We start from the raw sequence: 17476 nt of genomic DNA, 5'->3' as shown, positions 1-17476 counted from the left end.
GAGGTCGATGGGGTGGCGACGGTCATTTCTGGCGCGTCAGCACGCGCGCCAGGATGTTCAGACCGAGCACCGCCACGGTGATGAGGAACACGCCGGCCCAGGCCAGCTGCTGCCAGTTTTCGTAGGGGCTCATGGCGAACTTGAAGATCGTGACCGGCAGGCTGGCCATGGGCTTGGAGAGGTCTGCGTTCCAGAACTGATTGTTGAGCGCCGTGAACAGCAGCGGCGCGGTTTCGCCGGCGATGCGGGCCACGGCCAGCAGCACGCCGGTGATGACGCCGGCACGGGCCGCGCGCAGCGTGACCATCACGATCACCTTCCACTTGGGCGTGCCCAGGGCGTAGGCCGCCTCGCGCAGGCTGGCCGGCACCAGCACCAGCATGTTCTCGGTGGTGCGGATGACCACCGGAATCACGATCAGCGCCAGGGCGATCACCCCGGCGTAGCCGGAGAAGCTCTTGAAGCGGGCCACCACCACGGTGTAGACGAACAGGCCGATCACGATGCTGGGGGCCGACAACAGGATGTCGTTGACGAACCGCGTAGTCGATGCGAGCCAGCCGCGCGCGTCGTATTCCGCCAGGTACACGCCGGCCATGATGCCGATGGGCGTGCCGACGAAGGTCGCCAGCAGCACCATGACCGCCGAGCCGAAGATGGCGTTGGAAATACCGCCGGCCTCGTTGGGCGGCGGCGTCATGTCGGTGAACAGCGCGATGCTGAGGCCGCCGATGCCCAGGCGCACGGTTTCCCACAGGATCCAGACCAGCCAGAAGACGCCGAAGGCCATCGCCAGCAGCGAGAGCGTCAGCGCGATCTGGTTCACGCGCTTGCGCCCGTTGTAGCGCGCCTGGCGCACCTGCGCCAGTTCGGCTGCGGAGATGAGTTGCTGCGAGGTGGAAGTGGTGGTGTTCATGAACGGGCTCCTTCGCTCTTCTTCAGCCGCGACAGCAGCACCTTGGACAGGGCCAGCACCACGAAGGTGATGAAGAACAGCACCAGGCCGAGATAGATCAGCGACGCCTGGTGCAGGCCTTCGCCCGCTTCGGCGAACTCGTTGGCCAGCGCCGAGGTGATGCTGTTGGCCGCCTCGAAGATGGACAGCGAATTGAGCTGGTTCATGTTGCCGATCACGAAGGTGACGGCCATGGTTTCACCCAGGGCGCGGCCCAGGCCGAGCATCACGCCGCCCAGCACGCCGGTCTTGGTGTAGGGCAGCACGACCTTCCAGACGACTTCCCAGGTGGTGGAGCCGAGCCCGTAGGCCGATTCCTTGAGCAGCGCGGGCGTCACTTCGAACACGTCACGCATCACCGCCGCGATGAACGGGATGATCATGATGGCCAGGATGATGCCGGCCGCCAGGATGCCGATGCCGACGGGTGGGCCGGAGACGAACGCGCCCAGGAAGGGCACGCCGGAGAAAAGCGATTGCAGCGGTTGCTGCACATAGGTGGCGAGGATGGGGCCGAACACCATCAGGCCCCACATGCCATAGACGATGGACGGCACCGCCGCCAGCAGCTCGATGGCCGTGCCCAGCGGGCGCTTCAGCCAGGCAGGCGACAGCTCGGTGAGGAAGAGCGCGATGCCGAAGCTCACCGGCACGGCGATCACCAGCGCGATGATCGACGTGGCGATGGTGCCGTAGATCATCACCAGGCCGCCGTACTCGTCCTGAACCGGGTCCCAGACGCTGCTGGCCAGGAAGCTGAGGCCGTATTTCTCGATAGAAGGCCAGGCACCCACGAGCAGGGAGGCCAGGATGCCCAGCAGCAAGGCCAGCGTCAGCAGCGCCGCGCCGCGCGCCAGCACGCCGAAGATGCGGTCGGCGAGCACTCCCGAGATGAGAGGCGAGCGGGAAGGAGGATTGGTTCGTGGAATGCTCGACGCGCCCTCGCGGGCGCTCGTGCTGGGAACCGGCAACGTAGTGGACACGTCTTTGGCCTTGTGTTGTGGTGGGCGAACAGAGGCCCGCGAGCAGCGGGCCTTTGCAGCATTACTTCAGGGAAATCGCCTTGCCGGAAGTGTCCTTGATCTCGCCCCAGGACTTCATGATCACGGTCTTCACGCTGTCGGGCATGGGCACGTAGTCCAGATCGGCGGCGGTCTTGTCGCCGGACTGGTAAGCCCATTCGAAGAACTTCAGCGACGTGGTGGCCTGGACCGGCTTCTCCTGGCTCTTTTGCATCAGGATGAAGGTGGCACCGGTGATCGGCCACGCGGCCTTGCCGGGCTGGTTCGTCAGGATCTGATAGAAGCTCTTGGCCCACTCGGCGCCGGCTGCGGCCGCCTTGAAGGCGTCGTCGTCGGGCGAGACGTACGCGCCGTCGGCGTTCTGCAGCTGCACATAGGTCATCTTGTTCTGCTTGACGTAGGCGTACTCGACGTAACCGATGGAGTTGGGCAGGCGGCCCACGAAAGCGGCCACGCCTTCGTTGCCCTTGCCGCCCGCGCCCGTGGGCCAGTTCACGGCCGTGCCTTCGCCGACCTTCGACTTCCACTCGGCGTTCACCTTGCTGAGGTAGTTGGTGAAGATGAAGCTGGTACCCGAGCCGTCGGCGCGGCGCACCGGGGCGATCGCGGCGTCAGGCAGGTTCACGCCGGCGTTCAGCGCGGCGATGGCGGGGTCGTTCCACTTGGTGATCTTGCCCAGGTAGATGTCGCCCAGCACCTGGCCGCTCAGCTTGAGCTGGCCGGGCTCGATGCCCTTGATGTTGACCACCGGCACGACGCCACCGATCACGGTGGGGAACTGTACCAAGCCCTTCTTGGCCAGGTCTTCGTCCTTGAGGGGCGCGTCGGAAGCACCGAAGTCCACCGTCTTCGCTTCGATCTGGCGCAGGCCGGCGCCGGAGCCGACGGACTGGTAGTTGATCTTCACGCCCGTCGCCTTGTTGTAGTCGGCAGCCCACTTGGAATAGAGCGGCGCCGGGAAGCTGGCACCGGCACCGGTGGCTTCCTGCTGGGCCCAGGCGCTGGAGAAAGCACCGGCAGCCACCACGGCAGACACCAGGACACGGATTGCAGACAGTTTCATGGAGAGACCTCTTGGGGTTGGAACAATCGATGCCGTGACTCTAGGTGGGCTTTGTGACACCGACATGACAAGCAAAAGCCCCTGTCACGGGGAGCGCCGCCGGGCCTCTGACATGAAATCGTCACGCAGCTGTCGCACGCGCTGCGTAATCTGCGGGGGCCGGAATGAACCGGCGTCATCCATCCACCTTGGGGAAACACCATGTTCCGCCGCCGCACCCACCGCTCCGCCCTCGCTCTGCCCGCACCCCCCGCCCCCTACGAAGGGGCCGCACTCCTGATGCCGCAGCGCTCCCGGTAAATCCGGCGAAGAAAACGGCGGCCACGCCCATTCGCATGAGCAAGCTGCGCCCCGCCCGGCCGTCGGGCCGCCCACCCCTGCGCCTGCCCAGCGCAGCGGGCAGGCGGGCCGCGCCGCTGGTGCTATGCTGGACCGACAGAAGAACCCGCGCCCCGCGCACACCCATGCAAGACGGAACACTGCTCGCCGCTGTGGATTTGGGATCCAACAGCTTTCGCCTCGAAATCGGCCGCTTCGAGCACGGCCATATCCACCGGATCGAATACCTCAAGGAAACCGTGCGCCAGGGCAGCGGCCTGGACGAAGACCGCAACCTGACGCCGGCGGCCATGCAGCGCGGCTGGGACTGCCTGGCGCGTTTTGCCGAGCGCCTGGCCGGCTTCGCCCCCAGCCAGGTGCGCGTGGTGGCCACGCAGACGCTGCGCGAGGCGAAGAACCGCGACGTGTTCATCCAGCGCGGCAACGAGATCCTCGGCCACCCGATCGACGTGGTGTCCGGCCCCGAAGAGGCACGGCTGATCTACCAGGGCGTCGCGCACCTGCTGCCCCAGTCGGACGAACGGAGGCTGGTGGTGGACATCGGCGGGCGCTCGACCGAGATGATCCTGGGCCAGCAGTTCACGCCCTCGGCCGTGGCCTCCTTCCGCGTGGGCAGCGTCGCCTGGTCCACACGCTACTTTCCGGAAGGCCAGTTCACGCCGCAGGCCTTCATGCTGGCCGAGATCGCCGCCAAGGCGGTGCTCGACGAAGCGCTGGGCACCTACCGCCGCGATACCTGGGACGTGGCCTACGGCTCGTCGGGCACGGCCGGCGCGGTCGGCGAGATCCTGACCTCCGCTGCCGGTGGCACACCGGGGCTCATCACGCGCGAGGGCCTAGACTGGCTGCTGGCGCAGTTGCTGCAGGCCCGCAGCGCAGACCGGGTGCGGCTGGAGGGTCTCAAGGAAGACCGCCGCGCCGTCATCGGCGGTGGCATCAGCGTGCTGCGCGCCGTGTTCGACTTGCTGGGCATCGACCAGATGCATGTCGCGCAAGGGGCCCTGCGGCAGGGAGCGCTCTACGACCTGCTCGACCGCGAGCAACCGGCCACCGACCTGCGCTCTTCCACGGTGCGTGGGCTGATGCAGCGCTTCGCGGTGGACGTGCCGCACGCCGAACGCGTCGCGCGGGTCGCCTGCGCCCTGTTCGCCGCCGCGGCGCCCTCCGGCTCCGAGCGGGCTGCCCTGAAGCTGGACTGGGCGGCACGGCTGCATGAAGTGGGCAGCCGCATCTCGCACAACGATTACCACCGCCATGGCGCATACATCCTCGAACACACCGATGCGGCCGGCTTCTCGCTGCCCGAGCTGCACCGCCTGGGCCTGCTGGTGATGGGCCACCGCGGCAAGGTGCGCAAGCTCGAGGCAGACATCAACGACCCGGTGCTCGCGCTCCAGCTGATGTGCTTTCGCGTGGCAGTGGCGCTGTGCCACGCCCGGCGCGACCCCGACGTGGAAGGCATTGCGCTGCAATTGCAGGGCCACCGCTGCATCGTGCGCGCGCGGCCCGGCTGGGCCGGCAGCTACCCCCAGTCCGCGCACCTGCTGCGCGACGAAACCATCGCCTGGCAGAAGACACCGTGGGAGTTCGTGGCGGAGCTGCCCTGACGGGAACGCCCGGACGCCGGGGAGCCCATCATTCATGGCCCGTCCCGCACCTTGGAATCTTCAATAAAACGATATAAACTGTTTATATCGTTTCAACTGGAGTTCTGAATGTCTGCCACCCGCGCCTCGGCCACCCCTTCCGCCGCCGATTCCGTCGCTGCACAGCCTGCCGCAGCCGAGCCTGCGGCCGCCACCGCAACGGCCCACCCGGCCCCCGCTGCCGGCGCCGCCGCCAGGACCGCTTCCGCGCCCGCGAAGGCAGCCAAGGCAGCCAAGGCCGATAAGACGGTGAAGGAGCCCCAAGCCGCGCCGGCCCCGCACACCCCGCAACCCGCGCCCGGCAAGAAGGCAGCTGCCGGCAAGCGCGCCAAGCGCCAGGCTGCAGCCACGCCCCCCGCAGCGGCGCCCGCTGCCGCCAAGCCATCGGCAGCCGAAGAGAAGGCCGCGAAAGCCAAGAAGCCCAAGCTGGTGCGCGACAGCTTCACCATCCCGAAGGAAGAGTACGCCGTCATTGAATCGCTCAAGCAGCGCTCGGGCCAGCTCGCCCAGACTACCAAGAAGAGCGAGTTGCTGCGTGCTGGCCTGAAGCTGCTCGCCACGCTGTCCGACGATGCGCTGCTCAGGGCGCTGCAGGCCGTGCCGTCCATCAAGACGGGCCGCCCGAAGGCAGAGGCGTCTGCAGCACCCGCAGCGGTGGCGACGGCCCCGGCGGCCGCGGCCAAGCGCGCCAAGCCGGCGCGCAAGTAGTTATCCGCAGGCCCGCCGGACGCGGGCGGTACTAGAGGAACTCGGGCGACTGCACGGCCATGAGCACCGTCTCTTCGCCTTCCGGGCGCTGGCGGTGCCGCAGCCACCACACCGCTCCTTTGCGAATGGCGCAGTCGCCGGCCTGCAGGCCCAGCAGTTGCGCCACCGTCTGGCCCAGCATGGGCTGATGGCCGACGACCAGCACGGCGCCCCGCTGGCGCGGCCACTGCACCAGTTCCAGCAGATCGGCAGGCGATCCACCAGGCAGCAACTCGGCCCGCAGCTTGAACTTGCGGCCCAGCGCCCGCGCCGTCTGATCGGTTCGCTTGGCGGGACTGGCCAGCACGCGCAGCCCTTCGGGCAGCTGCCTGTCCAGCCAGGCCGCCATGCGGGTGGCCTGCTTCTCGCCTCGGCCGGTCAGCGCACGCTCCAGGTCGTCCGCGCCCTCCCCGGCCTCTTCGGCCTCGGCATGGCGCCACAGGATCAGGTCCATCAGCCTCCCTTCCTGCCAGCCGGCCGCTTCGCGCCGCTGGCACCGGCCGCATGGGCATGGGGATGGTGTGCGCTGCCATAGCGCTGGCTCAGAGCCAGCTGGGCGCCCAGCCCCTCCAGGGGCCGCGGCGCGCGCTGGTACTGGCCGTTGGATTGCAGCGTCCAGGCATCGCGGTCGTCATGCAGGTAGGCCACCAGGCATTCGTCGATGATGCGCTGGCGCAGGCGCCCATCGGTCACCGGCCAGGCCAGCTCCACGCGGCGCAGCATGTTGCGGTTCATCCAATCGGCGCTGGAGAGGTAGAGCGATTCCTTGGCGCCGCTGCGGAAGTAGAACACCCGCGTGTGCTCCAGAAACCGGCCGATCACCGAGCGCACGCGGATGTTGTCCGTCACGCCCGGCACCTGCGCCGGCAGCATGCAGGCGCCGCGCACGATCAGGTCGATGCGCGCCCCGCACTGGCCGGCCCGCACCAGCGCGTGGATCAGGGCCTCGTCGGTCAGCGCATTCATCTTCGCGACGATGCGGGCGTCCTCGCCGCGCTCCGCAGCCGCGGCCACCGCTTCGATGCAGTCGAGCATGGCCCGCTGCAGATGGAACGGCGCCATCACCAGGCGCTTCAGGCGCGGCAGCGGGTTCTGGCTGGCCAGGTGGTCGAACACCGCATCCATGTCGGCGGTGACGTGCTCGTCCGCCGTGAGATAGCTGAGGTCGGTGTAGAGCCGGGCGGTGCGGCGGTTGTAGTTGCCGGTGGACAGGTGTCCATAGCGCCGCAGGTGGCGGCCCTCGCGGCGCGTCACCAGCAGCATCTTGGCATGGGTCTTCAGGCCCACCACGCCATACACCACCTGTGCGCCGATGGATTCCAGCGCCTCGGCCCAGTTGATGTTGGCCTCCTCGTCGAAACGCGCCTTCAGCTCCACCACCACCATCACTTCCTTGCCGCGCCGCACGGCCTCGCGCAGCAGGTCCATCATTTCCGAATCGGCGCCCGTGCGGTAGATGGTCTGCTTGATGACCAGCACGTCCGGGTCGTGCACCGCCTCCCGCAGGAACGCGAGCACGCCGTCGAAGCTCTCGAAGGGCTGGTGGATCAGCACGTCGCGCTTCTTCATCTGCGCCAGGATCGGCGTTCCGGGCGGCAGCTGCGCCGGCCAGGCCGCGCGCCACGGCGGGAACATGAGCGCCGGCACATTGACCAGATCGACCAGTTGCGAGAGTCGCACCAGGTTCACCGGCCCATGCACGCGGTAGAGCGCTGCAGCCGGCAGGCCGAACTGCGACTGCAGGAAGTCGGCCAGGAAGCGGGAGCAGCCCGCCGAAACCTCGAGCCGCACCGCCTGGCCGTAGTGCCGATGCTGCAGGCCCTGGCGCAGCGCGGTGCGCAGGTTGCGCACGTCGTCCTCGTCCACGGCAAGGTCGGAATGGCGGGTCACGCGGAACTGGGAGAACTCGGACACCTCGCGCCCGGGAAACAGGTCCGCCAGGTGCGTGCGCACGATGCTCGACAGGCTGACGAACTGCATGCCCCTGGGCGCGACCTCCGCCGGCAGACGGAGCACGCGCGGCAGGATGCGCGGCACCTTGACGATGGCGATCTCGTTCTCGCGGCCGAAGGCATCGTCGCCGCGCAGGCGCACGATGAAGTTGAGCGACTTGTTGGCCACCTGCGGGAAGGGGTGCGCCGGGTCCAGCCCCACGGGGATCAGCAAGGGACGCACATCGCGCATGAAGTAGTCGCGCACCCAGCGCCGCTGCGCGCTGCTGCGCTCGCCATGCGAGACGAGGCAGATGCCTGCCTTGGAGAAAGCCGGCACCAGCGAATCGTTGTAAAGCGCGTACTGCCGCTCGACCAGCGCATGCGCGTGGGCGGCCAGGGTCTCGAACGATTCCGTGCTGTACGGACCTTTGGTTTCGCCGGCCTGCGCAGCCGTCAGATGCGCAGCGGCGCGCACCTCGAAGAACTCGTCCAGGTTGGACGACACGATGCAGAGGTAGCGCAGGCGTTCGAGCAGGGGCACGTCGGTGCGGGCGGCCCAGTCGAAGACGCGTTCGTTGAAGGCCAGGATGGAGTGGTCGCGGTCCAGCAGGGTCAGAGGCGGCAGGGGCGGCAGGGGCGGCAGGGGCGCGGCTGCGGGCGAGGCTTGCTCGACGGGCGGCGGAGGCAGCGCCTCTGGCATGGCAGGCGCGGCAGCAGCCGGCGTGGCCGGGCATCCGCCTGGCTCGCTCTGCGCGGCCGCACGGGAAGGCGGGGGCAAGCTGGCTGGAGAGAAAGGCGGCATGGGCAGCGATGAGGGAAACACGGACGAACGCCAGTATGAGACGGCCAGGTTACAAATTCATGACATCGACATGCAACCGTCATGCAGGCAATCCGGCTGGGGGGAGACCCGGCCAGGCGCCTGAATCGGAGCACGCGCTGCGGTGGCGCCGGCCGGGGTTCCGGCGCGGCGGATGGGCCCCTGCCCGGCCGGCGCCGGCAGGAGCCAGGGGCCAGGAGCCGCCAGCGCCGGTCGACGCAGACCGCCCGAGGCGTGCACGCGGTGCCACGCGATCTGCAAGCGATGGGCGATGGGCCATGGGTGCGGTGCAGGCGCTGCGCGCGCTGGTCGCTCAAGCCCCCAGAAAGTGCTTGCGATACTTCACCGGCAGGTCGGCCAGGCGCATCAGCATCGGCAGGTCTGCGGTGTTGAAGTCCGGGTCCCAGGCGGGCGCGCCGAGCACGCGGGCGCCCAGCCGCAGGTAGCCCTTGATCAGTGCAGGCGGCTCGATGGCCAGCGTCCCGTCGAGCTGCTCCACCGGCAGCGCGAGACGCGGCAGCACGTGGTAGTCGATGGGCGCCATATGGGTCTGGCGCAGCTGCTGCCAGATGCTGGCGGCCGCGTCGCCACTGACCACGCCGCCGTGCAGCATGGGAATGCTGGCGCAGCCGATCATGGTGTCGAGCTGGTTGCGCACCATGAAGTCCGCCAGGGCGCCCCAGAGGGCGAGGATCACGCCGCCATGGCGGTGGTCCGGGTGGACGCAGCTGCGGCCCAGCTCCACCATGCGCGAGCGCAGGCTGCGCAGGCGGGTCAGGTCGAACTCGGTGTCGCTGTAGGTGCCGCCCACGCGCTTGGCCTGGGCCGGCGTCAGCACGCGGTAGGTGCCAATCACCTGCCGTGTGTCTGCATCGCGAACCAGCAGATGCTCACAATAGTCATCGAACAGGTCCACGTCGTGCCCGGCCAGCGGGGTGTTCAAACGCGCCCCCATCTCCCCGGCGAAGACGGCGAATCTCAGGCGCTGTGCTTCCCGCACTTCGTCGGCATGCCGCGCCCATTCGACCGCCACAGCACCGCGCGCTGGCGCAGCCCCGCCCACGCCCGCCGTGCTGCCTGGGCGGTGAAGTGACCCCCTGGGCAGGGTGGCGGGATTCAGGGCCATGGTGGGCGTCGGCAGTTCGTTCATCGGGCTCTCCTGAATTAGGAATGCAGGCATTCAGTCCAAATCGACCGCTCGGTCACCCGTTGATTTCCCGGCCCGCCCGGCGGTCTGGCGGGCGGCGGCTGGGGTGCGCCGGCTGCCGCGTTCCTCGCGTCAGGTCGGCGTGCACCGCCAGTGCCTGCAATGTGCCGCGCGGGTGTGACGCGGCCGTGTCCGGTGCATGAACACGGCATGACAGACAATCGGCGCCCCGGTTTCCTTCCTCCACCCCCGCCAGCTCGCCCTGCCCCTGTCCCTGCCCCTGTCCCTGCCCCTGCCCCTGCCCCTGCCCCTGCCCCTGCTTAGCTTCGCTTCGTTTCGCATGTCTGCCCTGCACATCCTCTGGCGCGACGAACACCTCGTGGCCGTGTACAAGCCCGCCGGCTGGCTGGTGCACCGCACCGGGCTGGACGCGGGCGAGACCCGCTTCGTGATGCAGACCCTGCGAAACCAGCTCGGCCAGCACGTCTACCCGGTCCATCGGCTCGACAAGGGCACCTGCGGCGTGCTGGTCATGGCGCTGCACCCGGCAGCGGCGCGGTCGCTGTCGCAGGCGTTCGAGCACCATGCCGTGCGCAAGGACTACCTGGCGCTGGTGCGAGGCTGGGCGCCCCCGGCAGCGCTGGTGGATCACGCCCTGCGCCCGGACGATGCCCCGCCCGATGCGCCGGTGCAGGACGCCCGCACCGCGCTGCGGTGCCTGGCGCGGCTCGAATGGCCGGAGGCCGCCGACCCGCGTTTCGCCACCACCCGGGCCTCGCTGGTGCACGCCATGCCGCAGACCGGCCGCAGGCATCAGATACGCCGCCATCTCAAACACATCGCCCATCCCATCATCGGCGACGCCACGCACGGCAAGGGCCCGCTCAACCGCTGGTGGGCAGACCGGCTGGGAGGGCAGCGGCTCTGGCTGCATGCGTGGCGCCTGCAGGTGCCCCACCCCGTCAGCGGCGAGGTGCTGGCGCTGCACAGCGGCTTGCCGGCGCTGGGCGATTCGCAGGCTGCCGTCGCCGCTGCAGCGCCCCCGGCAGAGGGCCTGCAGGACCTCGCGGGCTGGCGGTCGCTGTGGCAGTGCGGCGGCTGGCGGCTTGCCGAGGGTGAGCCCCAGCCCTGTGAGACGGCACCTACGCCGCGCGAGACGAAAAGCAGCTAGCGTGCGGGCTGCGGCACGCGCCTGACCGGTCCGTGCGCCACGCCGATTCCACGCCTTACCCTGCCCCCGATGACCTACAACACGCTCTTTCAGCCCACTGCCGCCGCCCGCGCCCCTGCCCCGCCCCAGGCGCTCTGGTTCGTGCCGCAATGCGAAGGCCTGGCATGAGCGGCACCTGGGACACCTTCCGCGACACCGTGGCGGCGGAGTTTTCCGACGTGCCGGACGCCGAGCAGTTCATCCGCATCGTGCTGCGCCTGTCGATTGCCGCGCTGCTGGGCGGCCTGCTCGGCCTGGAGCGCGAACACAAGGGCAAGGCGGCGGGCGTGCGGACGCACATGCTGGTGTCGATGGGTGCGGCGATGTTCGTGCTGGCCGCGCAGCAGGCAGGCATCGACCCGGCGGACAACAGCCGGGTGCTGCAGGGCATCATCGCGGGCGTGGGTTTCCTGGGCGCCGGCACCATCCTCAAGGGCGACGCGGAAAGCCAGGTCAAGGGCCTGACGACGGCGGCCGGCATCTGGCTCACGGCGGCCATCGGCGTGGCGGCCGGGCTGGGCCTGGAGTTCACGGCGCTGCTGGCCACCGGCCTGGCGCTGCTGATCTTCTGGGCCATTCCGCTGCTGCAAACGGTCATTCAGGGCAAGGGCGACGACGCGCCGCCCAGCGCCAAGGACTGAGCTACCAGCGGGCCGGATACTATTATTTCAATAGCAACAAACGCTTATTCGACGGGCGCTGCAGGCCTTAATCACTCGAAACCATCAACCCTTCCGCCCGCCGCCGCCCCGCCGCGGCGCCGGCCAGATCCACTCCGGTCGCTCCAGCGGTTCGGGCGCGGCGCTCTGGCCGGGCTGGACGGGCTGCACCCGCCGTCCGGACCCTGGGGCGGATTCGCCCGGCGCGAAATGCGGCCCGGGACCGGCCTGGCCCAGCACGTCGCGCGCATTGCGCAGCGGGCATTCCTTGAGCGACAGGCAGCCGCAGCCGATGCAGCCGCCCAGCTGGTCGCGCAGCTGCGTCAGCACGCGGATGCGTTCGTCCAGCTGGTCCTTCCAGCGCGCGGACAGGCGGCGCCAGTCGGCCGCCGTGGGCGTGCGCCCCGCCGGCAGCGCCTGCAGCGCGGCAGCGATCTCGGCCAGCGGCACGCCCATGCGCTGGGCGACCTTGATCACCGCCACCCGTCGCAGCACCGAACGCGGATAGCGCCGCTGGTTGCCCGCCGTCCGCACGCTGTCGAGCAAGCCCTTGGATTCATAGAAATGCAGTGCGGACACCGCCACGCCGCTGCGCCGGGCCACTTCACCCACCGTCCATTCGGCGGCGGACGTGTCGCCCCCCGGATCGGAGCCGTCGTCGGAATGCAAGGAGCGTGGCATGGCGCGGTGGTCGAGTGGCGAATGGCGAATGGCGAATGGCGAATGGCAAAGCCTGGCCTCGCTCTTGACCTCAAGTTGAATTGAGGTTCGATACTAAACGCATCCATCCACCACTGCCGCGATCCATGCCTTCTTCCTCCGCTCGGTCTTCGACTTCTTCCGCTCCCCTGCCCCGCTTCCACAACCCCGCCGGGCTTTATGACCCGCAGCGCTTCGGCTATTCGCACCTCGCCGTCGTGCCGCAACCGGCCCGTGTGGTGCACATCGCCGGCCAGGGCGGCGAAGACGCCGATGGCCGGCTGCCAGCAGGCTTCGATGCACAGATGCGGCAGGCGCTGGGCAACCTGCGCCTGGCGCTGGCAGCGGCCGGCGCCAGCCCGGCCGACGTGGCCCGCCTCACCGTGCTGGTGGTGGAGCACAGCGAAGCGCGGCTCGCCGTCTTCAGCCGCGCGCTGATGGCGATGTGGGGCGACGCACCCACACCCGCCTGCACGCTGATCCCGGTGCCGCGCCTGGCCATCGACGGGATGCTGTTCGAGATCGACGCCACCGCCTACCTTCGCGCGGACGACGCATTGCCCTCCGGCTCCGCCCGGCTGCCCAGCCCTGGCATCGCCTCGCAGGCCACGGCATGAGCCAGGTCACGCCCGCTCCTGCGGCCGACCGTAGCCAGCACCCGTCCGCCGCCACGTCGCCGCTCACCACGCCGGTGCTGCTGTTGATGGCGCTGGCCTGCGGCCTGTGCGCCGGTGCCAACTACTACAACCAGCCCCTGCTGCACTCCATTGCCAGCCATCTGGGCGTGACCGAGGCCACCGCCGCGCTCAGCGTCACGCTGGCCCAGGTGTCGTATGCCTGCGGGCTGCTGCTGCTCGTGCCGCTGGGCGACAAGCTGGAACGCCGCCAGCTCATCACCGTGCTGATGGTCCTGGCAGCGACCGGGCTCTTTCTGAGCGGTTTCGCCAGCAGCTTCGCCATGCTGGCCGTGGGAACGGTGATGACCGGCCTGTTTTCGGTCGCGGCGCAGGTGCTGGTGCCGCTGGCGGCGGCGTTGGCCGCGCCGGGCCGCAGCGGCCGCGCAGTGGGCATGGTGATGAGCGGGCTGCTGATCGGCATCCTCGCGGCGCGCAGCGTGGCCGGGCTGCTGTCGGGGCTGGGCGGCTGGAACCTCGTGTATCGCGCGGCGGGGGTGGCCATGCTGCTGGTGGCGCTGGCGCTCTGGCGCGCGCTGCCGCCGCTGCCGCGGCCCGCCGATGCCCCGGGCTACTGGCAGGTGCTGCGGTCGCTCGGCACGCTGGCGGCCCGCCACCCGCGGCTGCGCAGCCGCGCGCTGCTGGGCGGGCTCTCGTTCGCGTCCGTAAGCGTGCTGTTCTCCACCATGGCGCTTATGCTGGGCGGGCCGGCCCACCGCCTGAGCGACGCGCAGATCGGGCTGGTGGGCCTGGCGGGGGTGGCCGGGGCACTGATGGCCAACGTGGCGGGCCGCATGGCCGACCAGGGCTACGAGCAGTGGACCACCCGCGCCTCGGTGCTGCTGGTGCTTGCCAGCTGGCTGCCGCTCTGGTGGGGAAGCGCCAGCATCGCCTGGTTCCTGGCCGGCATGCTGCTCATCGACCTGGCGCTGCAGGGGGTGCACATCAGCAACCAGAACGTGATCTACGCGCTGGCACCGCAGGCCCGCTCCCGTCTGAACGCGGTGTACATGACGGGCTACTTCACCGGCGCGGCGGCGGGCTCGGCCGCCGGCTCGCTGGCCTGGCAGGCTGGCGGCTGGACGGCGACCTGCGGCGTTGGCCTGGCCATCGGGCTGGCCAACGCTGCCGCCTGCTGGCACGACAGCCGGCTGGCCAACGCGGCCGGCAAGGCCAACGCAAAGCTATCTCTTTGATAGCGCAGAGCATTGGACCGGCGGGCGCTACTGGGGTTTTCGCGTGGGTGTTGCACTGCAAAAGCGGGCATTGTCCGACACCCTCCGTTCACACGGCACCTGTGTAATCGAGCCTCCAATCCGCGCCGCTGGCGCCCATCTCACGAGGAGGACGCAGATGACCCAAGAACATGGAACGCAGCACGCCACCATCCAGGGTGAAGTCACCTACCGCGAAGGCGACGGCATGCCCGTGCCCATTCCGGAGGGCCCGGTGGAGCTGACGCACGCACCCGACAGCGTCACCCTCAGCTGGAAGGCTGACAACGACGCCGCCGGCTTGGCCGCCATGCCGCGCGACCAGTTCGAGCGCTATGCGCGGGAAGGCAAGATCCTCGTGGACGGCCGGCCCGCCGTCGCCCCGGAGGCGGCGGACGGCGACGCCGACACGGCGGAAGACGCACAGCGGCAGCAACTGCAGGGCGCACACGGTGATCAGGCCGGCGACGCGCCGCAGGACGCGCAGCACCACGCAGGCCAAAGCCAAAGCCAAGGGCAGAGCCAGAGCCAGAGCCAGAATCCCGGGGGAATCCAGATGCAGGGCCAGGGTTCGGGCGAGCAGCCGGTACCCGACCCGGAAGTCTCCCAGGACGGGCATGCCGTGGAACACGACTACACGGAAGACCTGAACACCCGCCAGAACAGCTGACCGGCGATCCGCCGCGCCCAACGACCAACCATGCGGGGCCTCAGGGCCCCGTTCTCGCGTCTGGCGGCGGCACCGGGCCCGTGGCACAGTCGGCCACCGATGTCACCGATACCCACCACTGCCGCTGATCAGCCGCCCCCCGCAGAGGCTGCGCCCCATGACGTCGGCGCGCTGCCGACTGCACAGGGCCTTCGCCAGCTGCTGCGCGCCGCGCTGCCGGACAAAAGCCGCCAGACCGCCCCCGGCTGGTTCGGCGACACCGACTTCCTGCTGACCCGCGCGCATGTGGACGAGGACGGCGACACCTATCACGACGGGCTGTTTCTGACCGTCTGGCAGCAATGGGACTTCTGGATCGCCGACGCACTGCCGCCCGTGCACACCAGCCTGCTGCAAGCCGCCGCCGCACGGGTCGGCTGCTGGCTGCGCCGGCGGACGCCGCCGCCCGTCGGCTTCACCCAGCTCTACCGGCGCCACCAGCCTGGTGCCGACCCCGCCGACGGAGCCTGGCAAGCGTTCGACGCAGCCGCTGACGAGGGCCCGCCAGAAGCCATCGCGGCGTGCCTTGGCGCCTGGCAGGGCGTGGTCGAGTATTGGCGCAAGGGCGCTGCCGAGCGCCGCGCACGCTACCCCTTGCGCCGGCAATTGCTGGCCTGCTGCACGCCCGAGCGCATCGAAGCGCTGACCTTGCTGCCCGCCTTCATGCCGGCCGCGCCGGGCTCGCCATGGGCTCCGCGAATCGGCGGCTGGCAGGTGTGGCGGTCCATCAGTACGCGGCCCCCGGGCGATGCAGGCGGCGGCCGGAAGACCTCCGGCGCCACGGGTGCGGCCCTGCGGCTGACGGGGCCACGGGTGCCGGCTGACGGGCTATCCGAGGATGCCGACCCGGCATGCCGGCCGGTGGCTGCGAGGGGCGCCCATCCCTCCGGCGATGAAGACGACGGCGACGGCGACGGCGACGGCGCCGCCCTGGCCTGCTATCAGATCGAGGTACAGCGCGACCCGCTCGGCCACGGCGAGGCCGGTGTGGAGATCAGCTACGCGCAACGCCTGAGCGACACCCGCGAGCCCCTGCCCCCCGAGGCGGTCGACCACATCGAACGCCTGATGCGTTGGCTCGACGCGGCGGAGCATGCCCTCGTGTCGGCTTGCCCGCCGAGCGAGCACACAGCAGACGCCTTCCAGTGGCTCGATGCTGCGGCCGCCCATCCCGCCCACGCCGCCGATGAAGCGGTGCTGCCTCCGGTCTGGATGGCGTTGTCACACGCCTGGCAGACCGCCGGCCGAGCACGCGCCGCAGCGCAACGCCGCAGTACCGAGGCGCAAGCGCCCGGCGCTCCCACCGCCCTTTTCCCTCCAGCGCCCGACCCGCGGGCGCTTCACGCGCCCCGCGTGCTGCAGCTTGCCCGTGAAATCAGCCGCAGGCATGACGCGCCCACGGCCGTGCGCTTCCACCGGCGATTCGCCTTTGCGCTCGCCTGCCATGCCGATCGCTCGCGGGCGGACGGGCTCGCGGTGGGGCCTGTAGGGTGGCTGCCGGACGGCAGCGTGGTCGCGCGGGTGGGCGGACGCGCCGCGCCGTGGTTTCGCCTGGAGCGCGGGGCATTGCTCTGCGAGCCGCTCGGCGTTGAAGGGGGCGAGGGCCTGAACCTGGACCTGGACCCAGACCTGGAGGGGGGCGTGGCTCGGCCTTCAGGCTCTGCCGAAGCGCCGGGCACGGCGGCGTGGATCGACGGGCTGGTGGTGGAAGGGGATGCGTCGGGGGTGCTCTGGGGGCGGGACGCGGCGGGGCGGGTGCTGTGGCGGCACCCGGTGGGGACCTGCCCGGTGAGGGGGGTGGCCTTGTCCCCGGACGGGCGCCAGGTGGTGGTGGGAACGGCGGGGGGGGATCTGGTGGTGTTGCGGAAGGCGGGGGGTGGGGATCCGTTCGGGACGGGGGATTCGCGGTATGTGGAGGGGTGGAGGGGGTTGTTTTGGGAGGGGGAGGAAGGGGTGATTTGGTGGTGACGTGGCAAGGCCGGGCGGGGTTTTGGCTGCGGTGAGGTGGTTTATCGGGGGGGGGGGGATTTGTTCCAGGCGGGTGGATACTTTTCTTGCGCGTTGCGCAGGACTTCTTGTGTATCTCCGGCCGTTCGGGCTGGGCTTGTCGAGGCTTCCTTGCGCTGCCGGGGCGGTGCTGGCGGGGACTGGGTGGTTGCTTCCCGGGGCCGGGATTTCGCCCCGGCKGGCGAGTMACTTTCTTTCGTCTCGCCGAAAGAAAGTCACGGCGGTTTCTATAGTGAAGTGCAACACCTGAATCCAACCGGACTGAAGACACTTCATGAGCAAGACCTACCGACAGCTGAGCGAGCAGGATCGAGAGACGATCATGGCGATGAAGCTGGAGCACGCCAGCGCAAGATCGATCGCCCAGCAATTGAATCGAGCGCCCAGCACCATCACGCGAGAGTTGAAGCGCAACGGCTACCAGCCGCCCTGCACCATGGCAGTGATGGGYCGTCCCCGGATCGCTGGAGGCTACGACGCGCACCGTGCGGGCGTGCGCAGCCGCAGGCAGCGCMGGCTGGCACGGCCGCAGCGCAAGCTCCATCCCTGCACCGCCCTGTGGGCCCAGGTACGCATGCTGCTGGAGCAAGGCTGGTCGCCCGCCCAGATTGCCGCCACACTCAAGCGTCAA

Annotated in this window: 16 protein-coding genes; 9 read left to right on the top strand and 7 right to left on the bottom strand. The window is 69.7% G+C overall.

Features of this window, described 5'->3' with window-relative positions; translation table 11 throughout:
• Positions 1-22 precede the first annotated feature (22 nt).
• From pstA to pstS, 3 genes are all read right to left on the bottom strand, one after another.
• Positions 23-916: a phosphate ABC transporter permease PstA gene (pstA, locus tag ASF94_RS06645; protein ID WP_056663405.1), complete on the bottom strand. Its 894-nt coding sequence runs from the start codon at positions 914-916 to the stop codon at positions 23-25.
• Positions 913-1884 (bottom strand): phosphate ABC transporter permease PstC, encoded by a 972-nt coding sequence (pstC, locus tag ASF94_RS06640; protein ID WP_056664777.1) that lies wholly within the window; start codon positions 1882-1884, stop codon positions 913-915. Before pstC ends, pstA begins: the two co-directional genes overlap by 4 nt.
• A gap of 115 nt (positions 1885-1999) precedes the next feature.
• On the bottom strand, positions 2000-3040 hold the full coding sequence (gene pstS, locus ASF94_RS06635) for a phosphate ABC transporter substrate-binding protein PstS (protein ID WP_056663401.1): 1041 nt from the start codon (positions 3038-3040) through the stop codon (positions 2000-2002).
• 464 nt (positions 3041-3504) lie between these two features.
• Here pstS and ASF94_RS06630 point away from each other — a divergent pair, with 464 nt between their 5' ends.
• Together ASF94_RS06630 and ASF94_RS06625 are read left to right on the top strand one after the other, a co-directional pair.
• Complete coding sequence (locus ASF94_RS06630; RefSeq protein ID WP_056663399.1) at positions 3505-4986, top strand: Ppx/GppA phosphatase family protein; 1482 nt, start codon at positions 3505-3507, stop codon at positions 4984-4986.
• 108 nt (positions 4987-5094) lie between these two features.
• Entirely contained in the window at positions 5095-5733 is a 639-nt protein-coding gene (locus ASF94_RS06625; protein ID WP_156382444.1) for a hypothetical protein, read from the top strand.
• Positions 5734-5764: 31 nt separating this feature from the next.
• Here the strand turns inward: ASF94_RS06625 and ASF94_RS06620 are convergent, their stop codons facing one another.
• The 3 genes from ASF94_RS06620 to ASF94_RS06610 all read right to left on the bottom strand — a co-directional run bounded on the left by ASF94_RS06620 (position 5765) and on the right by ASF94_RS06610 (position 9676).
• A complete protein-coding gene (locus ASF94_RS06620) occupies positions 5765-6229 on the bottom strand; it encodes a histidine phosphatase family protein (RefSeq protein WP_200933048.1) in 465 nt (154 codons plus the stop codon).
• Complete coding sequence (gene ppk1, locus ASF94_RS06615) at positions 6226-8406, bottom strand: polyphosphate kinase 1 (protein ID WP_082493030.1); 2181 nt, start codon at positions 8404-8406, stop codon at positions 6226-6228. Before ppk1 ends, ASF94_RS06620 begins: the two co-directional genes overlap by 4 nt.
• A 433-nt stretch (positions 8407-8839) precedes the next feature.
• Complete coding sequence (locus ASF94_RS06610; RefSeq protein ID WP_056663391.1) at positions 8840-9676, bottom strand: GNAT family N-acetyltransferase; 837 nt, start codon at positions 9674-9676, stop codon at positions 8840-8842.
• 337 nt (positions 9677-10013) lie between these two features.
• Here ASF94_RS06610 and ASF94_RS06605 point away from each other — a divergent pair, with 337 nt between their 5' ends.
• The gene (locus ASF94_RS06605) at positions 10014-10844 is read left to right on the top strand and encodes a pseudouridine synthase (protein WP_082493028.1); all 831 of its coding nucleotides are present in this window, start codon (positions 10014-10016) and stop codon (positions 10842-10844) included.
• A gap of 164 nt (positions 10845-11008) precedes the next feature.
• Positions 11009-11524: an MgtC/SapB family protein gene (locus tag ASF94_RS06600; RefSeq protein WP_056663389.1), complete on the top strand. Its 516-nt coding sequence runs from the start codon at positions 11009-11011 to the stop codon at positions 11522-11524.
• Between the two features lie 84 nt (positions 11525-11608).
• Here the strand turns inward: ASF94_RS06600 and soxR are convergent, their stop codons facing one another.
• Positions 11609-12223, bottom strand: coding sequence for a redox-sensitive transcriptional activator SoxR (gene soxR / locus ASF94_RS06595; protein WP_082493027.1), 615 nt, complete (start codon positions 12221-12223; stop codon positions 11609-11611).
• A gap of 125 nt (positions 12224-12348) precedes the next feature.
• Between soxR and ASF94_RS06590 the strand changes: the two genes are divergently transcribed.
• From ASF94_RS06590 to ASF94_RS21135, 5 genes are all read left to right on the top strand, one after another.
• On the top strand, positions 12349-12858 hold the full coding sequence (locus ASF94_RS06590) for a RidA family protein (protein ID WP_056663387.1): 510 nt from the start codon (positions 12349-12351) through the stop codon (positions 12856-12858).
• Complete coding sequence (locus tag ASF94_RS06585) at positions 12855-14111, top strand: MFS transporter (protein WP_056663384.1); 1257 nt, start codon at positions 12855-12857, stop codon at positions 14109-14111. The genes ASF94_RS06590 and ASF94_RS06585 overlap by 4 nt, the downstream gene beginning before the upstream one ends.
• Positions 14112-14268: 157 nt before the next feature.
• Positions 14269-14799 carry a hypothetical protein gene (locus ASF94_RS21985; RefSeq protein WP_369818643.1) on the top strand — a complete coding sequence of 177 codons (531 nt, stop codon included), beginning with the start codon at positions 14269-14271 and terminating at the stop codon, positions 14797-14799.
• Between the two features lie 99 nt (positions 14800-14898).
• A complete protein-coding gene (locus ASF94_RS06575; protein WP_056663381.1) occupies positions 14899-16806 on the top strand; it encodes a hypothetical protein in 1908 nt (635 codons plus the stop codon).
• A 313-nt stretch (positions 16807-17119) separates the two neighbouring features.
• Positions 17120-17476, top strand: a 357-nt coding sequence (locus ASF94_RS21135; RefSeq protein WP_156382443.1) for a helix-turn-helix domain-containing protein, incomplete at its 3' end; no start/stop codon positions are given.

It is taken from the genome of Acidovorax sp. Leaf160 (assembly GCF_001424265.1).
Taxonomy (GTDB): Bacteria; Pseudomonadota; Gammaproteobacteria; order Burkholderiales; family Burkholderiaceae_C; genus Paracidovorax.
The sequence above is the reverse complement of the archived record's forward strand: the minus strand, read 5'-3'. Positions and strand labels throughout refer to the sequence as shown.

Bases quoted from the DNA above. Each gene is read 5' to 3' on its own strand.
- pstA (WP_056663405.1), bottom strand. From the start codon at position 916: ATGAACACCACCACTTCCACCTCGCAGCAACTCATCTCCGCAGCCGAA.
- pstS (WP_056663401.1), bottom strand. From the start codon at position 3,040: ATGAAACTGTCTGCAATCCGTGTCCTGGTGTCTGCCGTGGTGGCTGCC.
- ASF94_RS06630 (WP_056663399.1), top strand. From the start codon at position 3,505: ATGCAAGACGGAACACTGCTCGCCGCTGTGGATTTGGGATCCAACAGC.
- ASF94_RS06625 (WP_156382444.1), top strand. From the start codon at position 5,095: ATGTCTGCCACCCGCGCCTCGGCCACCCCTTCCGCCGCCGATTCCGTC.
- ppk1 (WP_082493030.1), bottom strand. From the start codon at position 8,406: ATGCCAGAGGCGCTGCCTCCGCCGCCCGTCGAGCAAGCCTCGCCCGCA.
- ASF94_RS06610 (WP_056663391.1), bottom strand. From the start codon at position 9,676: ATGAACGAACTGCCGACGCCCACCATGGCCCTGAATCCCGCCACCCTG.
- ASF94_RS06605 (WP_082493028.1), top strand. From the start codon at position 10,014: ATGTCTGCCCTGCACATCCTCTGGCGCGACGAACACCTCGTGGCCGTG.
- ASF94_RS06600 (WP_056663389.1), top strand. From the start codon at position 11,009: ATGAGCGGCACCTGGGACACCTTCCGCGACACCGTGGCGGCGGAGTTT.
- soxR (WP_082493027.1), bottom strand. From the start codon at position 12,223: ATGCCACGCTCCTTGCATTCCGACGACGGCTCCGATCCGGGGGGCGAC.
- ASF94_RS06590 (WP_056663387.1), top strand. From the start codon at position 12,349: ATGCCTTCTTCCTCCGCTCGGTCTTCGACTTCTTCCGCTCCCCTGCCC.
- ASF94_RS06585 (WP_056663384.1), top strand. From the start codon at position 12,855: ATGAGCCAGGTCACGCCCGCTCCTGCGGCCGACCGTAGCCAGCACCCG.
- ASF94_RS21985 (WP_369818643.1), top strand. From the start codon at position 14,269: ATGACCCAAGAACATGGAACGCAGCACGCCACCATCCAGGGTGAAGTC.
- ASF94_RS06575 (WP_056663381.1), top strand. From the start codon at position 14,899: ATGTCACCGATACCCACCACTGCCGCTGATCAGCCGCCCCCCGCAGAG.